This window comes from Pseudomonas sp. AU12215 (genome assembly GCF_001675465.2).
Taxonomy (GTDB): domain Bacteria; phylum Pseudomonadota; class Gammaproteobacteria; order Pseudomonadales; family Pseudomonadaceae; genus Pseudomonas; species Pseudomonas nitroreducens.
Genome location: NZ_MACM02000017.1, coordinates 21730 through 38817, shown reverse-complemented (window position 1 = coordinate 38817; position 17088 = coordinate 21730). Strand labels below are relative to the sequence as shown.

At 64.3% G+C, this 17088-nt stretch carries 12 protein-coding genes; 5 read left to right on the top strand and 7 right to left on the bottom strand.

Features of this window, described 5'->3' with window-relative positions; genetic code table 11:
• Positions 1-141 precede the first annotated feature (141 nt).
• The 5 genes from A9513_RS05215 to A9513_RS05195 all read left to right on the top strand — a co-directional run bounded on the left by A9513_RS05215 (position 142) and on the right by A9513_RS05195 (position 5982).
• On the top strand, positions 142-1722 hold the full coding sequence (locus tag A9513_RS05215; protein ID WP_065084148.1) for a DUF3300 domain-containing protein: 1581 nt from the start codon (positions 142-144) through the stop codon (positions 1720-1722).
• A gap of 10 nt (positions 1723-1732) precedes the next feature.
• Positions 1733-2626, top strand: a complete 894-nt coding sequence (locus tag A9513_RS05210; RefSeq protein ID WP_065084147.1) for a DUF2950 domain-containing protein — start codon at positions 1733-1735, stop codon at positions 2624-2626.
• Between the two features lie 283 nt (positions 2627-2909).
• Positions 2910-3452 (top strand): ATP-dependent zinc protease, encoded by a 543-nt coding sequence (locus tag A9513_RS05205; protein WP_024765709.1) that lies wholly within the window; start codon positions 2910-2912, stop codon positions 3450-3452.
• Between the two features lie 4 nt (positions 3453-3456).
• A complete protein-coding gene (locus A9513_RS05200; RefSeq protein ID WP_038803686.1) occupies positions 3457-4992 on the top strand; it encodes an inactive transglutaminase family protein in 1536 nt (511 codons plus the stop codon).
• Between the two features lie 3 nt (positions 4993-4995).
• Positions 4996-5982: an alpha-L-glutamate ligase-like protein gene (locus A9513_RS05195; RefSeq protein WP_024765708.1), complete on the top strand. Its 987-nt coding sequence runs from the start codon at positions 4996-4998 to the stop codon at positions 5980-5982.
• A 176-nt stretch (positions 5983-6158) separates the two neighbouring features.
• Here A9513_RS05195 and A9513_RS05190 read toward each other — a convergent pair whose 3' ends face one another.
• The 7 genes from A9513_RS05190 to A9513_RS05160 all read right to left on the bottom strand — a co-directional run bounded on the left by A9513_RS05190 (position 6159) and on the right by A9513_RS05160 (position 16980).
• Positions 6159-7340, bottom strand: a complete 1182-nt coding sequence (locus A9513_RS05190) for a MalM family protein (protein ID WP_024765707.1) — start codon at positions 7338-7340, stop codon at positions 6159-6161.
• A gap of 10 nt (positions 7341-7350) precedes the next feature.
• Positions 7351-8949, bottom strand: a complete 1599-nt coding sequence (locus A9513_RS05185; RefSeq protein WP_024765706.1) for an outer membrane protein transport protein — start codon at positions 8947-8949, stop codon at positions 7351-7353.
• A gap of 18 nt (positions 8950-8967) precedes the next feature.
• Positions 8968-9972, bottom strand: a complete 1005-nt coding sequence (locus A9513_RS05180) for a transporter (protein ID WP_024765705.1) — start codon at positions 9970-9972, stop codon at positions 8968-8970.
• Between the two features lie 48 nt (positions 9973-10020).
• Positions 10021-10782, bottom strand: coding sequence for a C39 family peptidase (locus A9513_RS05175; RefSeq protein WP_024765704.1), 762 nt, complete (start codon positions 10780-10782; stop codon positions 10021-10023).
• A 78-nt stretch (positions 10783-10860) separates the two neighbouring features.
• Entirely contained in the window at positions 10861-11316 is a 456-nt protein-coding gene (locus tag A9513_RS05170; RefSeq protein WP_024765703.1) for a DUF6160 family protein, read from the bottom strand.
• 230 nt (positions 11317-11546) lie between these two features.
• Positions 11547-14270, bottom strand: coding sequence for a helix-turn-helix transcriptional regulator (locus tag A9513_RS05165; RefSeq protein ID WP_038803685.1), 2724 nt, complete (start codon positions 14268-14270; stop codon positions 11547-11549).
• 1 nt (position 14271) lies between these two features.
• Positions 14272-16980: a helix-turn-helix transcriptional regulator gene (locus A9513_RS05160; RefSeq protein ID WP_083196023.1), complete on the bottom strand. Its 2709-nt coding sequence runs from the start codon at positions 16978-16980 to the stop codon at positions 14272-14274.
• Positions 16981-17088: the final 108 nt, after the last annotated feature.

Here is a 17088-nt window from a genome sequence, read left to right as displayed (position 1 = left end):
CTCCGCTCGACGGCCGGTCATACCGGCCGTTGATCTTTCGGCAGCTTCTCGCCGCTGCGCCTATCATTCTCCAGACCCACGAATTACCCGTGACCTATGTCATGGGGCGGGCATTCCACTGCAACGGCACAGGAGAGCGCCATGCGAGAATGTCAGTACCTGGTTCTGGTCGTTTTGCTGGCGCTGTCGGGTTGCGATTCGGATAAACCACCCAAAGCCAAGGCGGCCAACCCGAGCCCACCAGCCAACACTCAGCCCACCGCCGTGCCAGCGCCGCCCCCGGCCCAGGCTGCTGCGCCCGCGCCACCAGCCACCGCCCCTGCCCCTGCAGAGCAACAGTCCCAGGCCGTATTCACCCCTGAGCAACTGGACCAGATGCTCGCGCCCCTCGCGCTGTATCCCGACTCTCTGCTGGCGCAGGTGCTGATGGCGACCACCTATCCTGGCAATGTGGCCGACGCGGCAGCATGGTCGAAGGCGAACCCCAAAGTCAGTGGCGACGACGCCGTAAAGCAGGTGGCAAATCAGCCATGGGACCCCAGCGTCCAGTCGCTGGTTGCCTTCCCGCTGGTACTGGCGACGCTGGGACAGGACCCGGTCTGGGTACAGCGGGTCGGCGATGCCTTCCTGGCCCAGCCTGATGCGGTGATGGACGCCATCCAGCGCCTGCGTCGCCAGGCCCAGGCCGCCGGCAACCTGCAGTCGAATGAGCAGCAGACCGTCACCGTTAAACCGGCGTCGCCGGCTCCCGCTCAGCCCGCGCCCAGCGGTGGTACCGCGGTTGTGCAGCAATCGGCGCCGGCGCAAACCATCATCATCGAGCCGGCCGATCCGCAGGTGGTCTACGTCCCCAGCTACAACCCGACGCAGGTCTACGGCACCTGGGCCTATCCGTCGAGCCCACCGGTCTACTACCCGCCTCCGCCCGAATACCCGGTAGCCACTGCACTGGCGACCGGCCTGGCATTTGGCGCTGGCGTCGCCATCGTCGGCTCGCTCTGGGGCGACTGCGACTGGGACGACCACGAGATCGACGTCGACGTGGAGCATTACAACAACTTCAACAGCAACCGGAACGTCAACGTCAACCGCGACTTCAACAGCAACCGCACCGTCAACGGCAATCGCACCGCCTGGCGCCATGACCCGACCTACCGCAACGGCGTGCCCTATCGCGATACCCGCAGCCGCGAGCAGTACAACCGCCGGCTTGCCGGTGGCGAGCAGCGCGAGGCCATGCGCGGCTTCGACTCGGCCAAGGCGCAGGAGCGCTCTCGCGCGCGGGAAAGCCTGGCCCAGCGGGGAGTCGCACCGCCTGCGAACAATCAGCAGGCACGTGAGCGCGCCCAGGCTGCGACCCGCGATCTGCGCGACAACCCGCAGGCCCTCCAGCGTGCCCAGCAGGCCAACCGCGAACCGCGTGACGTCAACCAGGCCCGCCAGCGCGCGGAGAACGTGGCACAGAGCCGCAACGCACAATCCCAGCAGCGACCGAGGGCGCAGAACAACCAGAAAATTCGTGAACAGGCCCGTCAGCAGCACGCCCGTACCCAGGCTCCCCGCAACAACGCCTTCGCCGGCGCCAACAATCCGCGGCAGACCCGCGAGCTCGCCAACCGCGGGCAAGTCAGCCGCGCCGCTGCCAGCCGCCCGCAGGCGGCGCGCGCCGGGCATGCCGTACAACGACCTGCCCGCGCGCCTCGTGGCGGCGGACGCCGATAGGAGACGAGTCATGCATATCGCATCGCGCCTGCTGGCGCTCGCCCTCCTGGGTGCGTTGCCCGGCCTCCTGCTGGCGCAGGAGTCCTTCCCCACCCCGGAAGCCGCCGCCGACGCTTTCATCGCTGCACTCGGCACCGAAAAAGCCGATCCGGAGCGCCTCGCTGCCCTGCTCGGCAATGACTGGCACAACTACATCCCCACCGAAGGTATCGACCGCGACGAGGTGGACGCCTTCCTCGCGCACTATCGGGACAAGCACGAAATCCACAAGGACAACGCGAGGCGCGCGCATCTGGTGGTGGGCAACGATCCCTGGACGCTGCCCCTGCCCATCGAGCAGGAGAAAAAAGGCTGGGCATTCAACGCCAAGGCCGGCGGCGAGGAAATCCGCATCCGCCGCATCGGTCGCAACGAGGAGTCGACCCTGGAAGCCGTGCAGGCCTACCACGATGCGCAGATGGACTTCGCCGAGGTCGACCGCAACGGTGACGGCATCCTGGAATACGCACAGAAATTCGTCAGCAGCGACGGACACCACGATGGCCTGTACTGGCCCGAGGAAGAAGGCGGCGAGGAGAGCCCGCTCGGCCCGCTGTTCGGCGACGAACTGCCCGGTGACGGCTGGCACGGCTACCACTACCGCATCCTCACCGCCCAGGGGCCATCGGCACCGGGTGGCGCCTACGACTATAAGATCGGCGGCAGGATGACTCGCGGCTTTGCCGTGACCGCCTGGCCGGTGAAGTACGGCGACAGCGGTGTCATGAGCTTCATGATCAGCCACGACGGCGAGATTTTCTCGAAGAACCTCGGCCCGGAGAGCGGCAAGATCGCCATGAAGATGAGCCGCTTCGACCCGGACAGCAGTTGGACCGAAGTCACTGCGCAAGAAGAAAAACCCTGACGCCCTGAACCCGTCCGGCCTTCCTGCGGTCGGACGGGACGGGGAAAGTCTGCCACTCGCCTCGCTGTTCGGCAGGTACGCGCCGGCCTGTCATTAGCCTGAAACAAATACCCTGCCAAGGCGCCAACCGACTGTCGCCAGCGAAAAACCACATGATAGAATTCGCCGCGCTATTGCCTGGCGTCACCAGGTCCCGCCGGCCGGCATGCCGGCCACAGCCATATGGGGTGACGACCGGGGCGTTTCTTTTCAAGGCTTTGCGGCCACTCACTCATCAAGGCCCATGAGACTCAAGCCCACTGCCCTGCTCCTCTTCCTGAGCATCTTTCTGCTTCCCGGCATCAGCGCCGCTGCCGGCAAGACCGTCTATGGCCTGAACGAATACGCACGGATCAACGACCTGGACATCGAACTGGCCGCCAAGCTCGATACCGGCGCCAAGACCGCCTCCCTCAGCGCCCGCGATATCAAGCGCTTCAAGCGCGACGGCGAGACCTGGGTGCGCTTCTACCTGGCCACCGACACCGCCGACAGCCAGCCCATCGAGAAACCCCTGGCGCGCATCAGCAAGATCAAGCGCCGCCACGGCGACTACGACCCTGACGAAGGCAAGGCCTATACCGCGCGCCCGGTGATCGAACTGGAGCTGTGCATGGGCAAGGCCCTGCGCACCATCGAAGTGAACCTTACCGACCGCAGCGCCTTCCAATACCCGCTTCTGATCGGCTCCGACGCGCTAAAGCGTTTCGGCGCCCTGGTCGACCCGAGCCTGAAATACGCTGCCGGCAAGCCCGGCTGCCAACCCGTAGCGAAACCTGCCGAGTAATCCCATGCGCTCTCTTACCCTGCATCTGAAGGTCCTGATCGCCATCCTGCTGACGCTGGGCGTCGCGATCACTGCCTACCAGATCTTCGTCCTCGGCATTCCCATGACCGAGGCCGAGACCGACGACCTGTGGAACATCGACGCCAAAGTCGAGTTCGTCGCCACGCCGAAGACCCCGGTGAAGGTGCAGATGTTCGTGCCGCCGCTGACTCAGGATTACGTCAGCCTCAACGAGAGCTTCGTCTCCAACAACTACGGCGTGGGCATCAACCGCTCGGACGGCAACCGCAAGGTGACCTGGTCCTCGCGCCGCGCCAGCGGCCAGCAGACTCTCTACTACCGCCTGGTGCTGACCAAGCGCTATGCCGGCGCCAGCGGCGAAAAAGCCAAGGAGAAAGGCCCGATCTTCCGCGACAGCCTGCCGCTCGAAGGCCCGGACAAGATCGCCGCCGAAGCGCTGATCGCGCCCATCCGCCAGCACTCGGCGGATGTCGAGACCTTCGTCAGCGAAGCCATCAAGCGCGCCAACAACCTCAATGACGACAATGTGAAGCTGCTGCTGGCCGGCGATACCAGCCTGGACAAGCGCTCCCACGTGGTCGAGACCCTGCTCGCCGTGGCCCACGTGCCGCTGGAGCGTGTGCACACCATCCGCCTGGTCGCCAACCAGCCGCAACAACCCGAACTCTGGCTGCGCAGCTACAACGGCAAGGAGTGGCTGTACTTCAACCCGGAAACCGGCGAACGCGGCCTGCCCAACGACCGCCTGATATGGTGGCTGGGTGACGAGAGCCTGCTGTCCATCGAAGGCGGCAAGAAAGCGACGGTCAATTTCAGCCTGAACAGCAGCGAGATGAACGCCATCCGCCTGGCCAAGCTGTCGGACGAGAACACCGACGCGGCCTTCCTCGAATACTCGCTGTACGGCCTGCCGCTGTCTACCCAGCAGACCTTCCAGATCATGATCATGATCCCGTTCGGCGTGCTGGTGATCCTGGTGCTGCGCAACCTGATCGGCCTGCAGACCCTGGGTACCTTCACCCCGGTGCTGATCGCCCTGGCCTTCCGCGAGACCGGCCTGCAGTGGGGCATCGGCCTGTTCACGGTGATCACCGCCCTGGGCCTGTCGCTACGCTCGTACCTGGAACACCTGAAGTTGCAGATGCTGCCGCGCCTGTCGGTGGTGCTGACCTTTGTGGTGGTGATGATCGCCGCTATCAGCCTGCTCAGCCACAAGCTCGGCTTCGAGAGCGGCCTGTCGGTCGCCCTGTTCCCGATGGTGATCCTGACCATGAGCATCGAACGCCTGTCGATCACCTGGGAAGAGCGCGGCGCCGCCCACGCCATGAAGGCTGCCATCGGCACCCTGTTCGCCGCCGCCCTGGCGCACATCCTGATGCGCGTACCGGAACTGGTGTACTTCGTGTTCACCTTCCCGGCCGTGCTGCTGATCCTGGTGTCGTTCATGCTGGCGATGGGTCGCTACCGCGGTTACCGCCTGACCGAACTGTTCCGCTTCAAAGCCTTCCTCAAGGACTAAGCCATGTTCGGCCTGATCAAGCGATGGAAAGCCCTGGAAGCCAAAGGCATCATGGGCATCAACCGACGCAACGCGGACTACGTGCTCAAGTACAACCAGCGGCACCTGTACCCGATCGTCGACGACAAGATCATCACCAAGCAGCGCGCCATCGAAGCGGGCATCCACGTACCGGAAATGTACGGGATCATCTCCACCGAGAAGGAGATCGAACGCCTGCCGGAAATCATCGGCGAGCGCAGCGACTTCGTGATCAAGCCGGCGCAGGGCGCCGGCGGCGACGGCATCCTGGTAATCGCCGACCGCTTCGAGGAACGCTACAAGACGGTCTCCGGGCGGATCATCAGCCACGAGGAAATCGAGCACCAGCTGTCGAGCATCCTCACCGGCCTGTACTCCCTGGGCGGCCACCGCGACCGCGCGCTGATCGAGTACCGGGTGACCCCGGACCAGATCTTCAAGAGCATCAGCTACGAAGGCGTGCCGGACATCCGCATCATCGTCCTGATGGGCTACCCGGTGATGGCGATGCTCCGCCTGCCGACCCGCCAGTCCAACGGCAAGGCCAACCTGCACCAGGGCGCCATCGGCGTGGGTGTGGACCTGGCCACCGGCCTGACCCTGCGCGGCACCTGGCTGAACAACAAGATCAGCAAGCATCCGGACACCACCAATGCGGTGGACGGCGTGCAGTTGCCGAACTGGGACGGCTTCATGAAGCTCGCCGCCGGCTGCTACGAGCTGTGCGGCCTGGGCTACATCGGCGTGGACATGGTGCTGGACCAGGATAAGGGCCCGCTGATCCTCGAGCTCAACGCCCGGCCCGGCCTGAACATCCAGATCGCCAACGACTGCGGCCTGACCCTGCGCACCCATGCCGTGGAGGCGCATATCGCCGAGCTGGAAGCCAAGGGCGTGAAGGAGACTGTGGAGGAGCGCGTGCGCTTCTCCCAGCAGCTGTTCGGCCATGTTCATCCGAAGGAAGTCTGAGTCGCCCTGCCCCATGAAAAAGCCCGGCAAATGCCGGGCTTTTTCATGGGGTAGTCGCTGCGCTATCTACCTGTAGGAGCGAGCTTGCTCGCGAACGGATCCCCCGGCAACTCCGCAGTCGGGCGGTTCGCGAGCAATAACTAGGCGTCCCCCTCGGTCCTACAAAGAGCTTCAGCTCAGCGCACCACCGCCAGCTCGAAGCCCCCCTGGTCGCCGTGATCGCGCACCTTCATCCCCGCCTCGTTCACCGCCAGGTTCTCCAGCGGGCGCTTGTACGGTTTGTTATCCAGAGTCTGCAGGCTGCGGTCCTCATCGGTGGTCAGCAACAGCACGTAGCGCTCGCCCTGGTTCGCACGCACCGGGATGGTCCCCTCGATAAACGCATAGCGGTACCAGGTTTCCGGATTGAGCTTGTACACCGCGTCGCTCACCAGCCGGGTCGGGCGTTTCTGCTCGTCGAGGAACAGCAGCGACGGGTAGACCACCTGGTGATTGGCGAAGCTGCGCACGCGCAGGCCGTAGACGCGCTGGGAGCTGGGCAACTTCATCGCCACGTAGTAGCTCTTGCCCATGGGGAAGTCGAAGCTCGGCGAGAACTTGTTCAGCTCCTCATAACGCGGTTCCTCGGCCGACAGTTCGGTGAAGTCGCCCTCGCCCATCTGGTCGCAGCAGCGCCGCTGCAGGTCGACGTAGAGATCGTCCAGGGTCTTGCCGCTGCCCTTGAGCAGTGCCTTCATGGCGTCGGTCTGCTCGCCTGCACCATCGAGCCCCGGCAAGTTGCTCGGGCGTGTTTTCAGGTCGATCTGACGGCCTTCGGTGAAGGCGATCTGGCTGCCGCCCTGTTCGCCACGACGGAAGGTTTCGCCGCGCTGCTGCGCAGTGATCGGCGAGTTGCGTACCTGGCCCTTGTCGTCGACCCAGGTGAAGTAAGGGCTGCCGTTCTCGCTGCGGACGAAGCCGCGGTCCTCATAGGACTCGGCATCGATGTACTCGGAAGAATGATCACCGTTGGGCAGCACATAGTCGGCACGCCCAGGCGCGACCTGGCCGGCGGCGTAGAAGCTGTTCTGCAGGTTGCCCTGGGCATCGACCCAGGTGAAATAGCGCCTTTTGCTCTCCCCCGCTGGCCGGCTTCCCGGCCACTGGGTAGCGCTGACGTCGATCAACCGCGCTCGGTCGCTCCGGTCGATGCGTTTGTCCGCCTGGCGTTGCTGTTTGGCATAGCTGTCGTCGACGAAGGTGTTGTGCACCTGGCCGCTGTCGTCGACCCACGACAGGTAGCGGCCGCTGGCGGCCTGCGCCGACGCACTCAGGCCGGCGGCGGCGATGCAGGAGATCAGGAGGGTCAGCCTGCCCATGTTCATGCCCTCAGAAGGTGGTGCGGTAAGTCATGGCGAAGACGTAGGCCTTCACCGTGGTGCTGACATCGAGTCCGGCATAAGGGTTGTAGACCAGGTTGTCGATGCCGGTGCAGTTCAGGTTGCAGCTGGTGCCCGCCTTGATGCTCTGCTTGGAGACGAAGTAGTTGAAGCCCAGGTCGATCACCGTGTCCTTGTCCCACTGATAGCCCAGACCCAGGCCGTAGAGGTTGGCATCGCCAATGGGCACCAGGGCATCCGCCTTGTCCTTGGGAATCGCCGAGGGCCGGTACTCGTAACCGGCGCGCAGTTGCAGGCGGTCGTTGACGTCGTACTGCATGCCCATGGCGTAGCTCCAGGTGTCCTGGTAGCCGCGGTCGAGGATGATGCTGTGGTCGGTGGCGCCGTTGGGCGCGAAGTTCTTGGCGATACGCAGCAGGTCGAGCTCCTTGTCGAACTCGATTTCCAGCTTGTTCCAGTCGCTGTAGTCAGTCCACTTCAGGTCGAAGTTGAATTGCCACTTGTCGAACGGACGCACCTTGATGCCGGTGGAGAAGCTGTCCGGGTTGACCATGTTCAGCGTCGCCACACCGTGCTCTTCCTCGGCATTGCCATAGGGGAACAGCGGGCTGAGGAAGGCGCCGAACACCGAGCTCTGCATGCCGGACCAGAAGCCCTGCCAGTCCTTGGTGTAGTCGACGCGGTACTTGCCCTTGAGGTGCATGCGCGACTCGCTCTGGTAAGTCGCGCCCCAGGCGAACCAGTCGTAGGGCTCCCAGAGCACGCCGAGGTTGAAGCTCGGCGACAGGGTCTGCTGCATGTCCAGCTTGAGGTTGGCCAGCGAATCGTAGGGGCCGATGCGACCACCGCAGACGTTGAACACCAATTCGACGATTTCCTGTGCGCCCGGCACGCAGGTGGTGTCGTGCAGGGTCTGCAGCAGGCCGGTGAGCAGGCCGGGGTTGCGGAAGTCGGTATCCAGGGCCATGGCCTGGTGCGAGAAGCCGATCGACAGGCCCGCCGACAGCGTGTCGTTGACCTCATAGCCCACCGAGGGCGAGAAGTAGGTGATGCGTTGCAGCGAGACGCGACGGCCTTCGTAGCGCGCCGGGTCGCTGTCGGAGTCGCGCGAATAGCCCAGCGCCTGGGGCGCGTAGACGTTGGTGGCGAAGGTGAACTTGGAGCCGGGCGGGTTGATCGACAGCCCCGCCAGTGGCGCCACCAGCAGCGGCATGTCGGTCATGCCGCCGAGGCCCGGCAGGTACATGGTCGGGGTCAGGGTACGGCTGTTCTGGCCGGCCACCGGGTCGTCGTCCAGGCCGAATGCGGCGGAGCCATAGTCCGGCGGTGCCTTGAAACCAGCGCGGATGTCCATGACCCCGGTGATCAGCTTGATCTGGGTCTGGCGACCCTTGAGCTTGGTCAGGGCGGCGGGGTTGTAGTGCACCGCGTCGATGCCGGTGGAGTCGGCCGTGACCGCGTTGGCCATGGCCATGGCCTTGGGGTTGCCGATGGTCAGGTCGTTGGCCAACTGGGCGTTGGCGAGCGTCGCCCAGCCAAACCCCACCCCTGCCATCGCCACCGCGAGGGGCGAAATGCGCATAGTCATGTGGTAGTCGCTCGTCGGTTACTGGGCTTTGAGGCCTTGGATATCCAGGGGTAGGGAAACCCCCAGCAGTACATCCGGCGAGTCTTCGGTCAGACCGAAACCGGCGTTCACGTTGACGATGTAGTCCGGCGATGTTCGCAGGCCGAGCGAGAAGTTCATGATCGCGCTGGTCTGCTCGGGTGCCTCGACCGTACGGTCGTTGAAGTAGTACTTGTTCTTGAACGAGTAGGCCATCTGGTAGGAGGTGGCCAGGGAAACGTCGTAGGACAGTGCGTAGGCCATGCCCATGGCGAAGTTCAGGGTATCGCCCGGCACCACCTTCTCCAGTTCTTCGCCGTACTGGTTCTGGTGGATGTCGTCGACCTTCATGTTGTAGGTGTAACCGAGGGAGCCGTAGAGCACGACCGGGTCGATCACGTAGGACATGTTGGCACCGGCGCCCAGGCTGTAGAAACCGTTGCCGGTGGAAACGTCGTCCTGCACGTTACCCTTGTACGGGCTGTCGCCGGTGGGCAGGCCGAGGGTTGCGTAGAGCGTGGTGACCGGCCGGCCGCGACGCGCCGCCCAGGGCTGCCAGCGCAGGGTCGCGGAAACGTCGCCCAGACTGTAGGCATGGATGTCACGCTCGGTGTCGTACTTGGCAACGAAGGGCAGACGCATGCTGAAGGTCAGGTTGTCCCAGATGCCGTAGTCGAAGGTGAAGGAATTGGTGAAGGTGTGCTGCGCCTCGCTCTGGGCCAGTACGCTGTAGACGTTCTCGCCACTGCGCACGGCCTGCAGGCGCGTGTCGCGCATCAGGGTGTAGTCGAAGCCGTAGGTCAGCTGGCGCTCACCCTTCTTGAGCAGGGTGTAGCTTTTCTCGGCGGCCTGGAACACCTGCTCCAGCGCCTTGGCGCTGTCGGCATCGGTGTCCTTCTTGGCCAGCGCGTCACGCGCGTCTTCGGTTGTCGCTTCTTCGGCGATGGTGCTGGTGCTTACCAGCAAGGCCAGAGCGGCAACGCACGCAAACCCCTTGAAATCCATGTTGCTATCCCCTGGTCTTGTTCTTATTCGTCTGGGCCGATCGGGCGATCACTTGCGCCGGATGTACTGAACATCCCCCTTCGTGGCGGCTTCGCCAATCTGGTTCTGGGTGAGCTTGCTCATCTCCGGGAATTCGCGGAATGCCAGCAGGCTGACGGTCCGGTCATCCACCAGACGCAGGTCGGCCTCGCGCAGCTCCAGGGCGTTCTTGGGCTCCTGGCCGCTGGGGTAGATGACGAAGAGCACGTTCTGGTCCCAGATTTCTTCGAAACGGGCGCGGGTGAAACTGATGTTGCCCAAGGCAGGATCGGCAACGAAGACGTGGTCGTTGTAGACATCGCGGACCACGACGAAATGCTTGAAGCCGGCATAGTGGATCGGCACCAGCGCCGGGTGTTCGAGCGAGTCCAGGTCGGAGAACTCGGCACGGAAGCCGCCACTCTTGTAGCCGAGTGCAGCGGCATAACGCTTCATGTCCAGAAGCGAGAAACCACGGCGCTGGACGATCTTGTCGGCCTCGCCGTACTTGATCAGGCCTTCCATGACCTGACGCTCTTCCAGGTTGCGGCCCAGGTAGTAATCCAGCAGCGTGGTCAGTGCCGCCGAGCCACAGCTGTAGTCATAGGCCTGGCGGATAACGTTGCGGAACTGCACCTGGCTCATCGGTTCAAGTTGCACCGACTCGCGAAACGGTCCGTTGGGCGTGAGCGGCTGCGAGATATTCACTGTGCCCTGCTGCTGCGGCTTGGTATCCACCGCCTGGGTAAAACCGAACAGACCCAGCAGGCTTCCCAGCAGAATCTCGAACATCCAGCCCCCTTCGCTTCAATCCTGGAAAAACCTTGCCGGCAGGCGCCGGCAAGGGTTACCGCGCGTACAACCTCGGGATCAGTGACCCCAGACCTTCACGGTCGAACCAGCCAGGTTCAGGTTGGAAACGGTCAGCGAGCCAATGCTGGCTCCAGTGGTGCCAACCTTGACGGCGTCGATGGTAACGTCGCCGGTCACGGTGGGCAGACCGATGGCGAGCTGCTGGGTTGCAACAGCGGTGCCGCCACCGGACGGGGTGATGTTGGTGGTCACCACGTCGACAGTCATCGGGGCGTTGTCGGCAATGGTCACGCTCGGCAGATGGATACCCTGCAGGACCAGGGAACCGCCGCCGGCATCGGCGTCCTTGTAGGTGATGGCGCCGATGGAGGCGTTGAAGGTACCGGAAATGCTGATGCCATCCTGGCCGGTGATACCGGACAGTGCAGCGTCATCCATGGATTTCATGTCGGCATGTGCCAGGAACGGAGCGGCCAGAACTGCGCTTGCAAGAACCAGTTGCTTGATTTTCATTGTTATAAATCTCCAGTGTTCAGGTGGGGTTGCCCCAGGCACTGCAAGGGGCGTCCTACCCCGCTGCAGGTTGACCGGCTGCTGCCGATCTTCCAGACCCACGACTTCTTCCTTAGGCGCCGCAGGTATGGATTCGTGAAGCACGAAGCTTCGCGTCCTGATCTCCAAGCTACTGACCCGCCGTGAACCTGCCAGCCCATCCAAGGGATGGCGCAAACGAACCGTCTGACTCAAGCTTCGCTCAGCAATCCCAGACTCTTTCCCTTGAGAACCGCCTGAGTCCGACTGCGCACGCCGAGCTTGGCGAACAGGTTGTGCAGATGCCACTTGATGGTGGCCTCCGACAAATGCACCGCCTGGGCGATGTCGCGGTTCGACAAGCCCGCCGCCACGAGCCGCAGAATCTCCCGCTCTCGATGGCTAACATCCTGATTTTCTTCGAAACTTTCCGGATCGACAGACAGCCTTCGGCACTGCTCGCGAAGCATTTCCGCAACCCCCTGCCAGGCCGAGGCACGTTTGGGTTCAGCTACCTTCCAGGCATCCCAGAGCGGTAGCAGCCACAGCGCGTCGTCCTGGAACAGCCGCCGGTAGCCCAGGTTCCAGGCTTCTTCCAGGGTGGGAGCGAACAAAGCGAAGGCTTTTTCGCTGTTACCTTTCTGCCAATACGCCACAGAAAGTAACAGCGAAAGACGCAGCCGCCGGTCGCGCTGATAAAGTGAGGTAAAGCCCGCCAGGCACGATTCCAGACGCTGCTGGGCACGCTCGGCATGGCGCTCTGACAGAGCCAGGCGCGCCTCGGCCATCACCAGTGCGGAGTGAGCGTCGGCATAGCGCTCGGCGTTGAGCCCGGAGAGATGCCCCGCCAGTTGCAGGCACACACGCTCGGCCTCGTTCGGCCGGCGCATCCACAGCAGCAATTGCACCTTGCAGCTCATGGCCAACGCATGCACACGCTCATAGCCCGGCGACTGCAGGCCAACCAACCATTCGTCGAGCTGGGCCAACCCTTGTTCGGCTTCACCGGCAAAGAAACGCGCCCTGGCCATCACCAGTTGACCACGACTGATCAGCTCCACCGGCGTGGCGACATCGCGCCAGGTGGTGGCCAAGGGCAATTCGGCGAGAATCGCCGCGTGGCGATCCTGCTCATACAGCAAATCGGCATAGGCCAGGGACAGCGGTCCGCCGACCCGACTGCGCCGACCGAAAACCCGTTCCACTCGGCTGCGCGCGCTTTCGGCAATGGTCCGGCCGCGCTCCAGTTCGCCGCGTTCCTTGCAGATCAGCGCTTCGATCATGCTGACCACGACCTGCAGGTATTCGCTATCGGCCATGCGCAGGCAATCACGGGCAACACCGATGGCGTTGGCCGCCTCGGCATAGTCACCCAGCAGCGCATACGCAGCCGCCTGGATGCACGACAGGCTGGCGCGAAACACCGGCTGGCTGCCCGGCACCAGCGCCAGCCACTGGCGCGCCACCTTCAGGCAAGCCTCCAGTTTGTCCTGGTAGAGCAGCACGAGCGCCTTCAGCACCTGGGCCACGGCGAGCAACTCGGCCATGCCGAAGTGGCGCACCTTGCCCTGGCCCTGCAGCAGCCGGACGCTGAGCTCTTCGATCAGCGCCTCGGCCTCGGCGAACTTCTGCTCGAAGGCCAGCTGCCAAGCGTAGAAGATCTGAAACACCGGATGTTCGCGGATCACCTCGGCAGGAATGCTGCTGAGCATGCCGAGAATGCCGTAGACGCGGTTGCCGGCGATCAGCTTGGCGCCCTGGCGCTCCAGCAGGTCGGCGGCAAACGCATAGTCACGGGCGCGCAGGGCGTACTTGATCGCGCGGTCAGCCATGTCGCGACTCTCGCACCAGCGAGCCGCGGCGTGCAGCAGCGGTGTCGGGTCGGAGTTGCGCGCCAGGCGGCCCTGGAGGAACTCGGCGAACAGGTGGTGATAACGAAACCACTCGCGCTGGTCGTCCAGCGGGATGATGAACAGTTGCTCATTCTGCAACCGCATCAGCATGTCCAGGCCATCCCGGCGCCCGGTCAGCGCATTGCACAGCTCGGCGCAGAACTCGTCGAGCACCGAGGTCTGGTCGAGGAACTGCTGCAGCGGTTCGGGCAGGCTGCGCAGCACGTCCTCGGCGAGGTAATCGGCGAGGTCGCGCTCGGTACCGGAGAGCCCCTTGAGCAGCGCCGCGCGATCCGGATTGCGCGCCAGCGCCAGCGCCGCGAGATGCAGCGCAGTGATCCAGCCTTCCGTGCGCTTGTGCAGCAGTTTGAGCTCGCTGTCGCTCAGCGCCAGGCCCTTGAGTTCGGTAAGGAAGGTGTCGGTTTCCTCGCGGGTCAGGCGCAGGTCGTCACCGCTCAGGCAGAAGGCCCACGGCGCCAGGCCCGGCTCGTCCACTAGGAAGCGCGGGCGATAACGGGTGCTGGTGACCAGGCGAATGTTGTCCGGCAGGTGCTCGATCAGGTAGCGCGCGCCGTGGGCCAGGGCCGGGTGGCGAATCTGGTGGAAGTCGTCGAGGAACAGGTACAGCGGCCCGTCGAGGCGGCTGAGATCCGAGAGGAAGGCGTCGATGATGCCTTCCAGCGGCAGGGTCATGTCCGACTGCAGCAGGTTCGAGGTGTTGGTGCCGAAGTCCGCCTCGACACTGCGAATGCTCGCCACCAGGTACTGCACCAGTCGCTGCGGCTCGCTGTCACCCTCGTCGCAGGACATCCAGGCGACCCGTGCCCCGCTCTGCATCAGGCGCTGGCGGAACAGGCTGAGAATGGTGCTCTTGCCGAAGCCGGCCGGTGCACTGAGGATCAGCACGCGCTGCTGGCGATTGGCGTACAGGCGATCGATCAGGGCGCGGCGCGGAAGCAGCGAATCGCTGTCGGTGCGCGGCGGGAACAGCTTGGTGCGCAGCAGCGGCATGGGCTGCTGCGGCAGTGTGGTCAGGGTCGTCATGTCAGAGCAGACTCAGCTCGCGGGCACGGCGTATCGCTTGGGTCCGATTGCGCACCTTGAGCTTCTCGTAGATGTTGTGCAGGTGCCATTTGACGGTGCCCAGGGCCAGCGACAGCTGCTGGCCGATCTCCTCGTTGGAGAGTCCCTGGGCCGCCAGGCATACCACCTCGCGCTCGCGGTCGGTCAGACCTTCCTCGAGCACCTCGGGTGACCTGCGTGCTTCCTGCCCCGGCCAGACGGTCAACATTCCGCGAATGAAGACCTGCAGTGCCGGTTGTCGCTCGGTGGATTCCAGCTGCTGCAGCAACTGGCGAATCCCCTCGCCTTCCTCGATGAAAATGCTCCGCACCCCCTCCCGCTCGGCGCCGACCAGGCATTGGCCGAGCAGGCTGTGGGAGCGCTCCTGATAGCCCAGGCGCTGGTAGCTCAAGGCCGCCAGCAGGTCCAAGCGCAGCCGTTGCAGGCCGTGCCAGCCCGGCTGCAGCATGCCGCGCAGTTGGGTGATTTCGTGCAGCGCCTCGCTGAAGTGCCCGCGCGCCTGGAGCAGGCGAACCCGGCTGATGCCCTGTACCCAGAGCACCGGGTTGAACGGCATCTGCTTGTAGTGGCTGGCGAGCTTGGCCCAGTCGATGGTCTTGAGGCGCTGCTCGGCGCGCTTGCAGCGATCAGTGGTGGTTTCCTGGAGGATCAGGTTGATCTCCTCGCCCACTGCCATGGCAAAGAAGCGCCAGGACTGGTTGCGCGAGGCCAGGGTCTGCATCAGACCCAGCGTGGCCAGCGCCTCCTTGCCGCGCCCTTGCAGGCGCTGGATGCGCGCCAGGCACTGCATGCCCTGAGCGTAGAGGTCGATGGGATTGACCACATCGACCCGACCCAGCGCCCAGCGCAGCCGCTCTTCCAGGCCGTCCAGCTCGGTACGGTAGTAGGCGGTCAGCGCTTCCGCGATGGCCGGCAGGGCGAGCGCCTGGGAGCGCTTGTCGAACAGCGGCATGGCCTGCTCGCGCACGCGCTCGATGAGCATCTGCGCCTGTTTGACCTGGCCCTGCTCCAGCGCCAGCACCACTTCGATGGTGCACTGCTGCATGTGCAGGTAGCGGCCGTCGAGGAAGTGGTTGCGCTGTTGCGCCAACCCCATCAATCGACGTGCCTGCTCCGCCTGGCCACGCACGACCTGGGCGAAGGCCGCGATCAGCAGGATGGCTCCCTCGAGAAACGCCGAGTTCTGACCCAGCTGGCTCTCCACCTTGCGCGCCAGGGTGATGCACTGCTCCAGGTCATCCTTCTGCAGCGCCAGCACGGCCTTCACTGCCAGTGCCGAAAGGTACTGGTTGCCCATCGGGCCGCTGCCGCGCGAGTCGCCCCAGCGCGCCAGCAGCTCGTCGATCATACGGTTGGCCTCGGGCAGGCTGAGCTCCGTGGCGCGGGTCCAGACGTCGCTGAGCACAAGGATCGGGTAGCGCTCGGCGATCTCGTTGGGCACATGTTTGCGCCAGCGCGAAATCAGGTACAGCTGGCCACGGTTGATCAGCTCCAGGCCGCAGCCGTCCACCAGCGCAGCGAGCATCTCCGGATCCTCGGCGAGGCAGGCGTGCTCGATGGCCAGGGTCGGCATGTGGTGATTGGTGAACCACAGGCTGGCGTTGAAGTGCAGTTGCTTGAAGCGTTCCGGGTCGCGCTCGCGCAGGCGGGCCCGGAGAAAGTCGGCGAACAACTGGTGGAAGCGGTACCACTGGCGATCCCGGTCCAGCGGCAGGAGGAACAGCTGCATGCTGTCCAGGTGCTCCAGCAGCGCCTGGCCATCCTGGCGACCGGTCAGGGTATTGGCCAGGTCGCCGTTCAGACGATTGGCAATCCCCAGCGAGAGCAGTGCGTCCTGCACATCGGCGGGCAGGCGCTCGAACACCGCGCGCAGCAGGTAATCGCCCACCGCCGCCTTGTCGCTGCTGAGCAGCTTGAGGTCCTCCGGCGCGCCAGACTGCTGGCGCAACCACAGGCTGACCAGGTGCACCCCCGCCATCCAACCTTCGGTCTGGTTGTGCAGCGACTGCAGGCAGCTATCTTCGAGTTGCAGACCATCGCGGGCCAGGTATTCGCGGGTTTCGTCGCGGGACAGGCGCAGCTCGTCCTGGCCGATTTCCAGCAGCAGGCCCTTGGCGCGCCAGGTGGCGAGGTTCAGCGGCGGCTGGGAACGGCTGCCGATGGCCAGGGTGAGGCCGGGCGGCGCGTATTGCACCAGGCGATTGAGGCCGGCGAAGACGTCGGAATGGGTGATCTCATGCAGGTCGTCGAGTACCAGCAGGACCTTGCGCTCGTCGCGGGAGAGGTCCATCAGCAGGCTTTCCATGACCGCGACCACGGGCACGCGCATGGTGTTGCGCACGTAGCCCAGCGCATCCTCGCCGATGCCCGGCACGGCAGTGGCCAGCGCCTGGATGAGTTTCAGGCAGAAACGGCCGGGATCGTCGTCGTCACTCTCCAGGGAGAGCCAGGCGATCTGGTGGCCTTCGCTCACGCGCTTGCCGGCCAGCGCCGCCAGCGCGGTGGTCTTGCCAAAACCGGCCGGCGCGCAGAACTGCAGTATCGAGGCATAAGGATGACGGTCCAGGGCATTCTGGACCGCGGGACGAATCAAATAATCAGCAGGCACCCGAGGGGGTGTTAATCTGGAGCGCAGTAGGCTGCCGACTGCGGGCTCGAGCACTACATCCACGGCCTGTATCCCTATGTCATTATCGTTGTTGGTACGGAGTTTCTGTCCGTGGGATTTCTCACTTCTTATCAGAATGCGTTTCCTACGTAAACGGATGAAGAACGCTCT

Excerpts from the sequence above, each read along its gene's own strand:
- A9513_RS05215 (WP_065084148.1), top strand. The coding sequence starts at position 142 with ATGCGAGAATGTCAGTACCTGGTTCTGGTCGTTTTGCTGGCGCTGTCG.
- A9513_RS05210 (WP_065084147.1), top strand. The coding sequence starts at position 1,733 with ATGCATATCGCATCGCGCCTGCTGGCGCTCGCCCTCCTGGGTGCGTTG.
- A9513_RS05205 (WP_024765709.1), top strand. The coding sequence starts at position 2,910 with ATGAGACTCAAGCCCACTGCCCTGCTCCTCTTCCTGAGCATCTTTCTG.
- A9513_RS05200 (WP_038803686.1), top strand. The coding sequence starts at position 3,457 with ATGCGCTCTCTTACCCTGCATCTGAAGGTCCTGATCGCCATCCTGCTG.
- A9513_RS05195 (WP_024765708.1), top strand. The coding sequence starts at position 4,996 with ATGTTCGGCCTGATCAAGCGATGGAAAGCCCTGGAAGCCAAAGGCATC.
- A9513_RS05190 (WP_024765707.1), bottom strand. The coding sequence starts at position 7,340 with ATGGGCAGGCTGACCCTCCTGATCTCCTGCATCGCCGCCGCCGGCCTG.
- A9513_RS05185 (WP_024765706.1), bottom strand. The coding sequence starts at position 8,949 with ATGACTATGCGCATTTCGCCCCTCGCGGTGGCGATGGCAGGGGTGGGG.
- A9513_RS05180 (WP_024765705.1), bottom strand. The coding sequence starts at position 9,972 with ATGGATTTCAAGGGGTTTGCGTGCGTTGCCGCTCTGGCCTTGCTGGTA.
- A9513_RS05175 (WP_024765704.1), bottom strand. The coding sequence starts at position 10,782 with ATGTTCGAGATTCTGCTGGGAAGCCTGCTGGGTCTGTTCGGTTTTACC.
- A9513_RS05170 (WP_024765703.1), bottom strand. The coding sequence starts at position 11,316 with ATGAAAATCAAGCAACTGGTTCTTGCAAGCGCAGTTCTGGCCGCTCCG.
- A9513_RS05165 (WP_038803685.1), bottom strand. The coding sequence starts at position 14,270 with ATGACGACCCTGACCACACTGCCGCAGCAGCCCATGCCGCTGCTGCGC.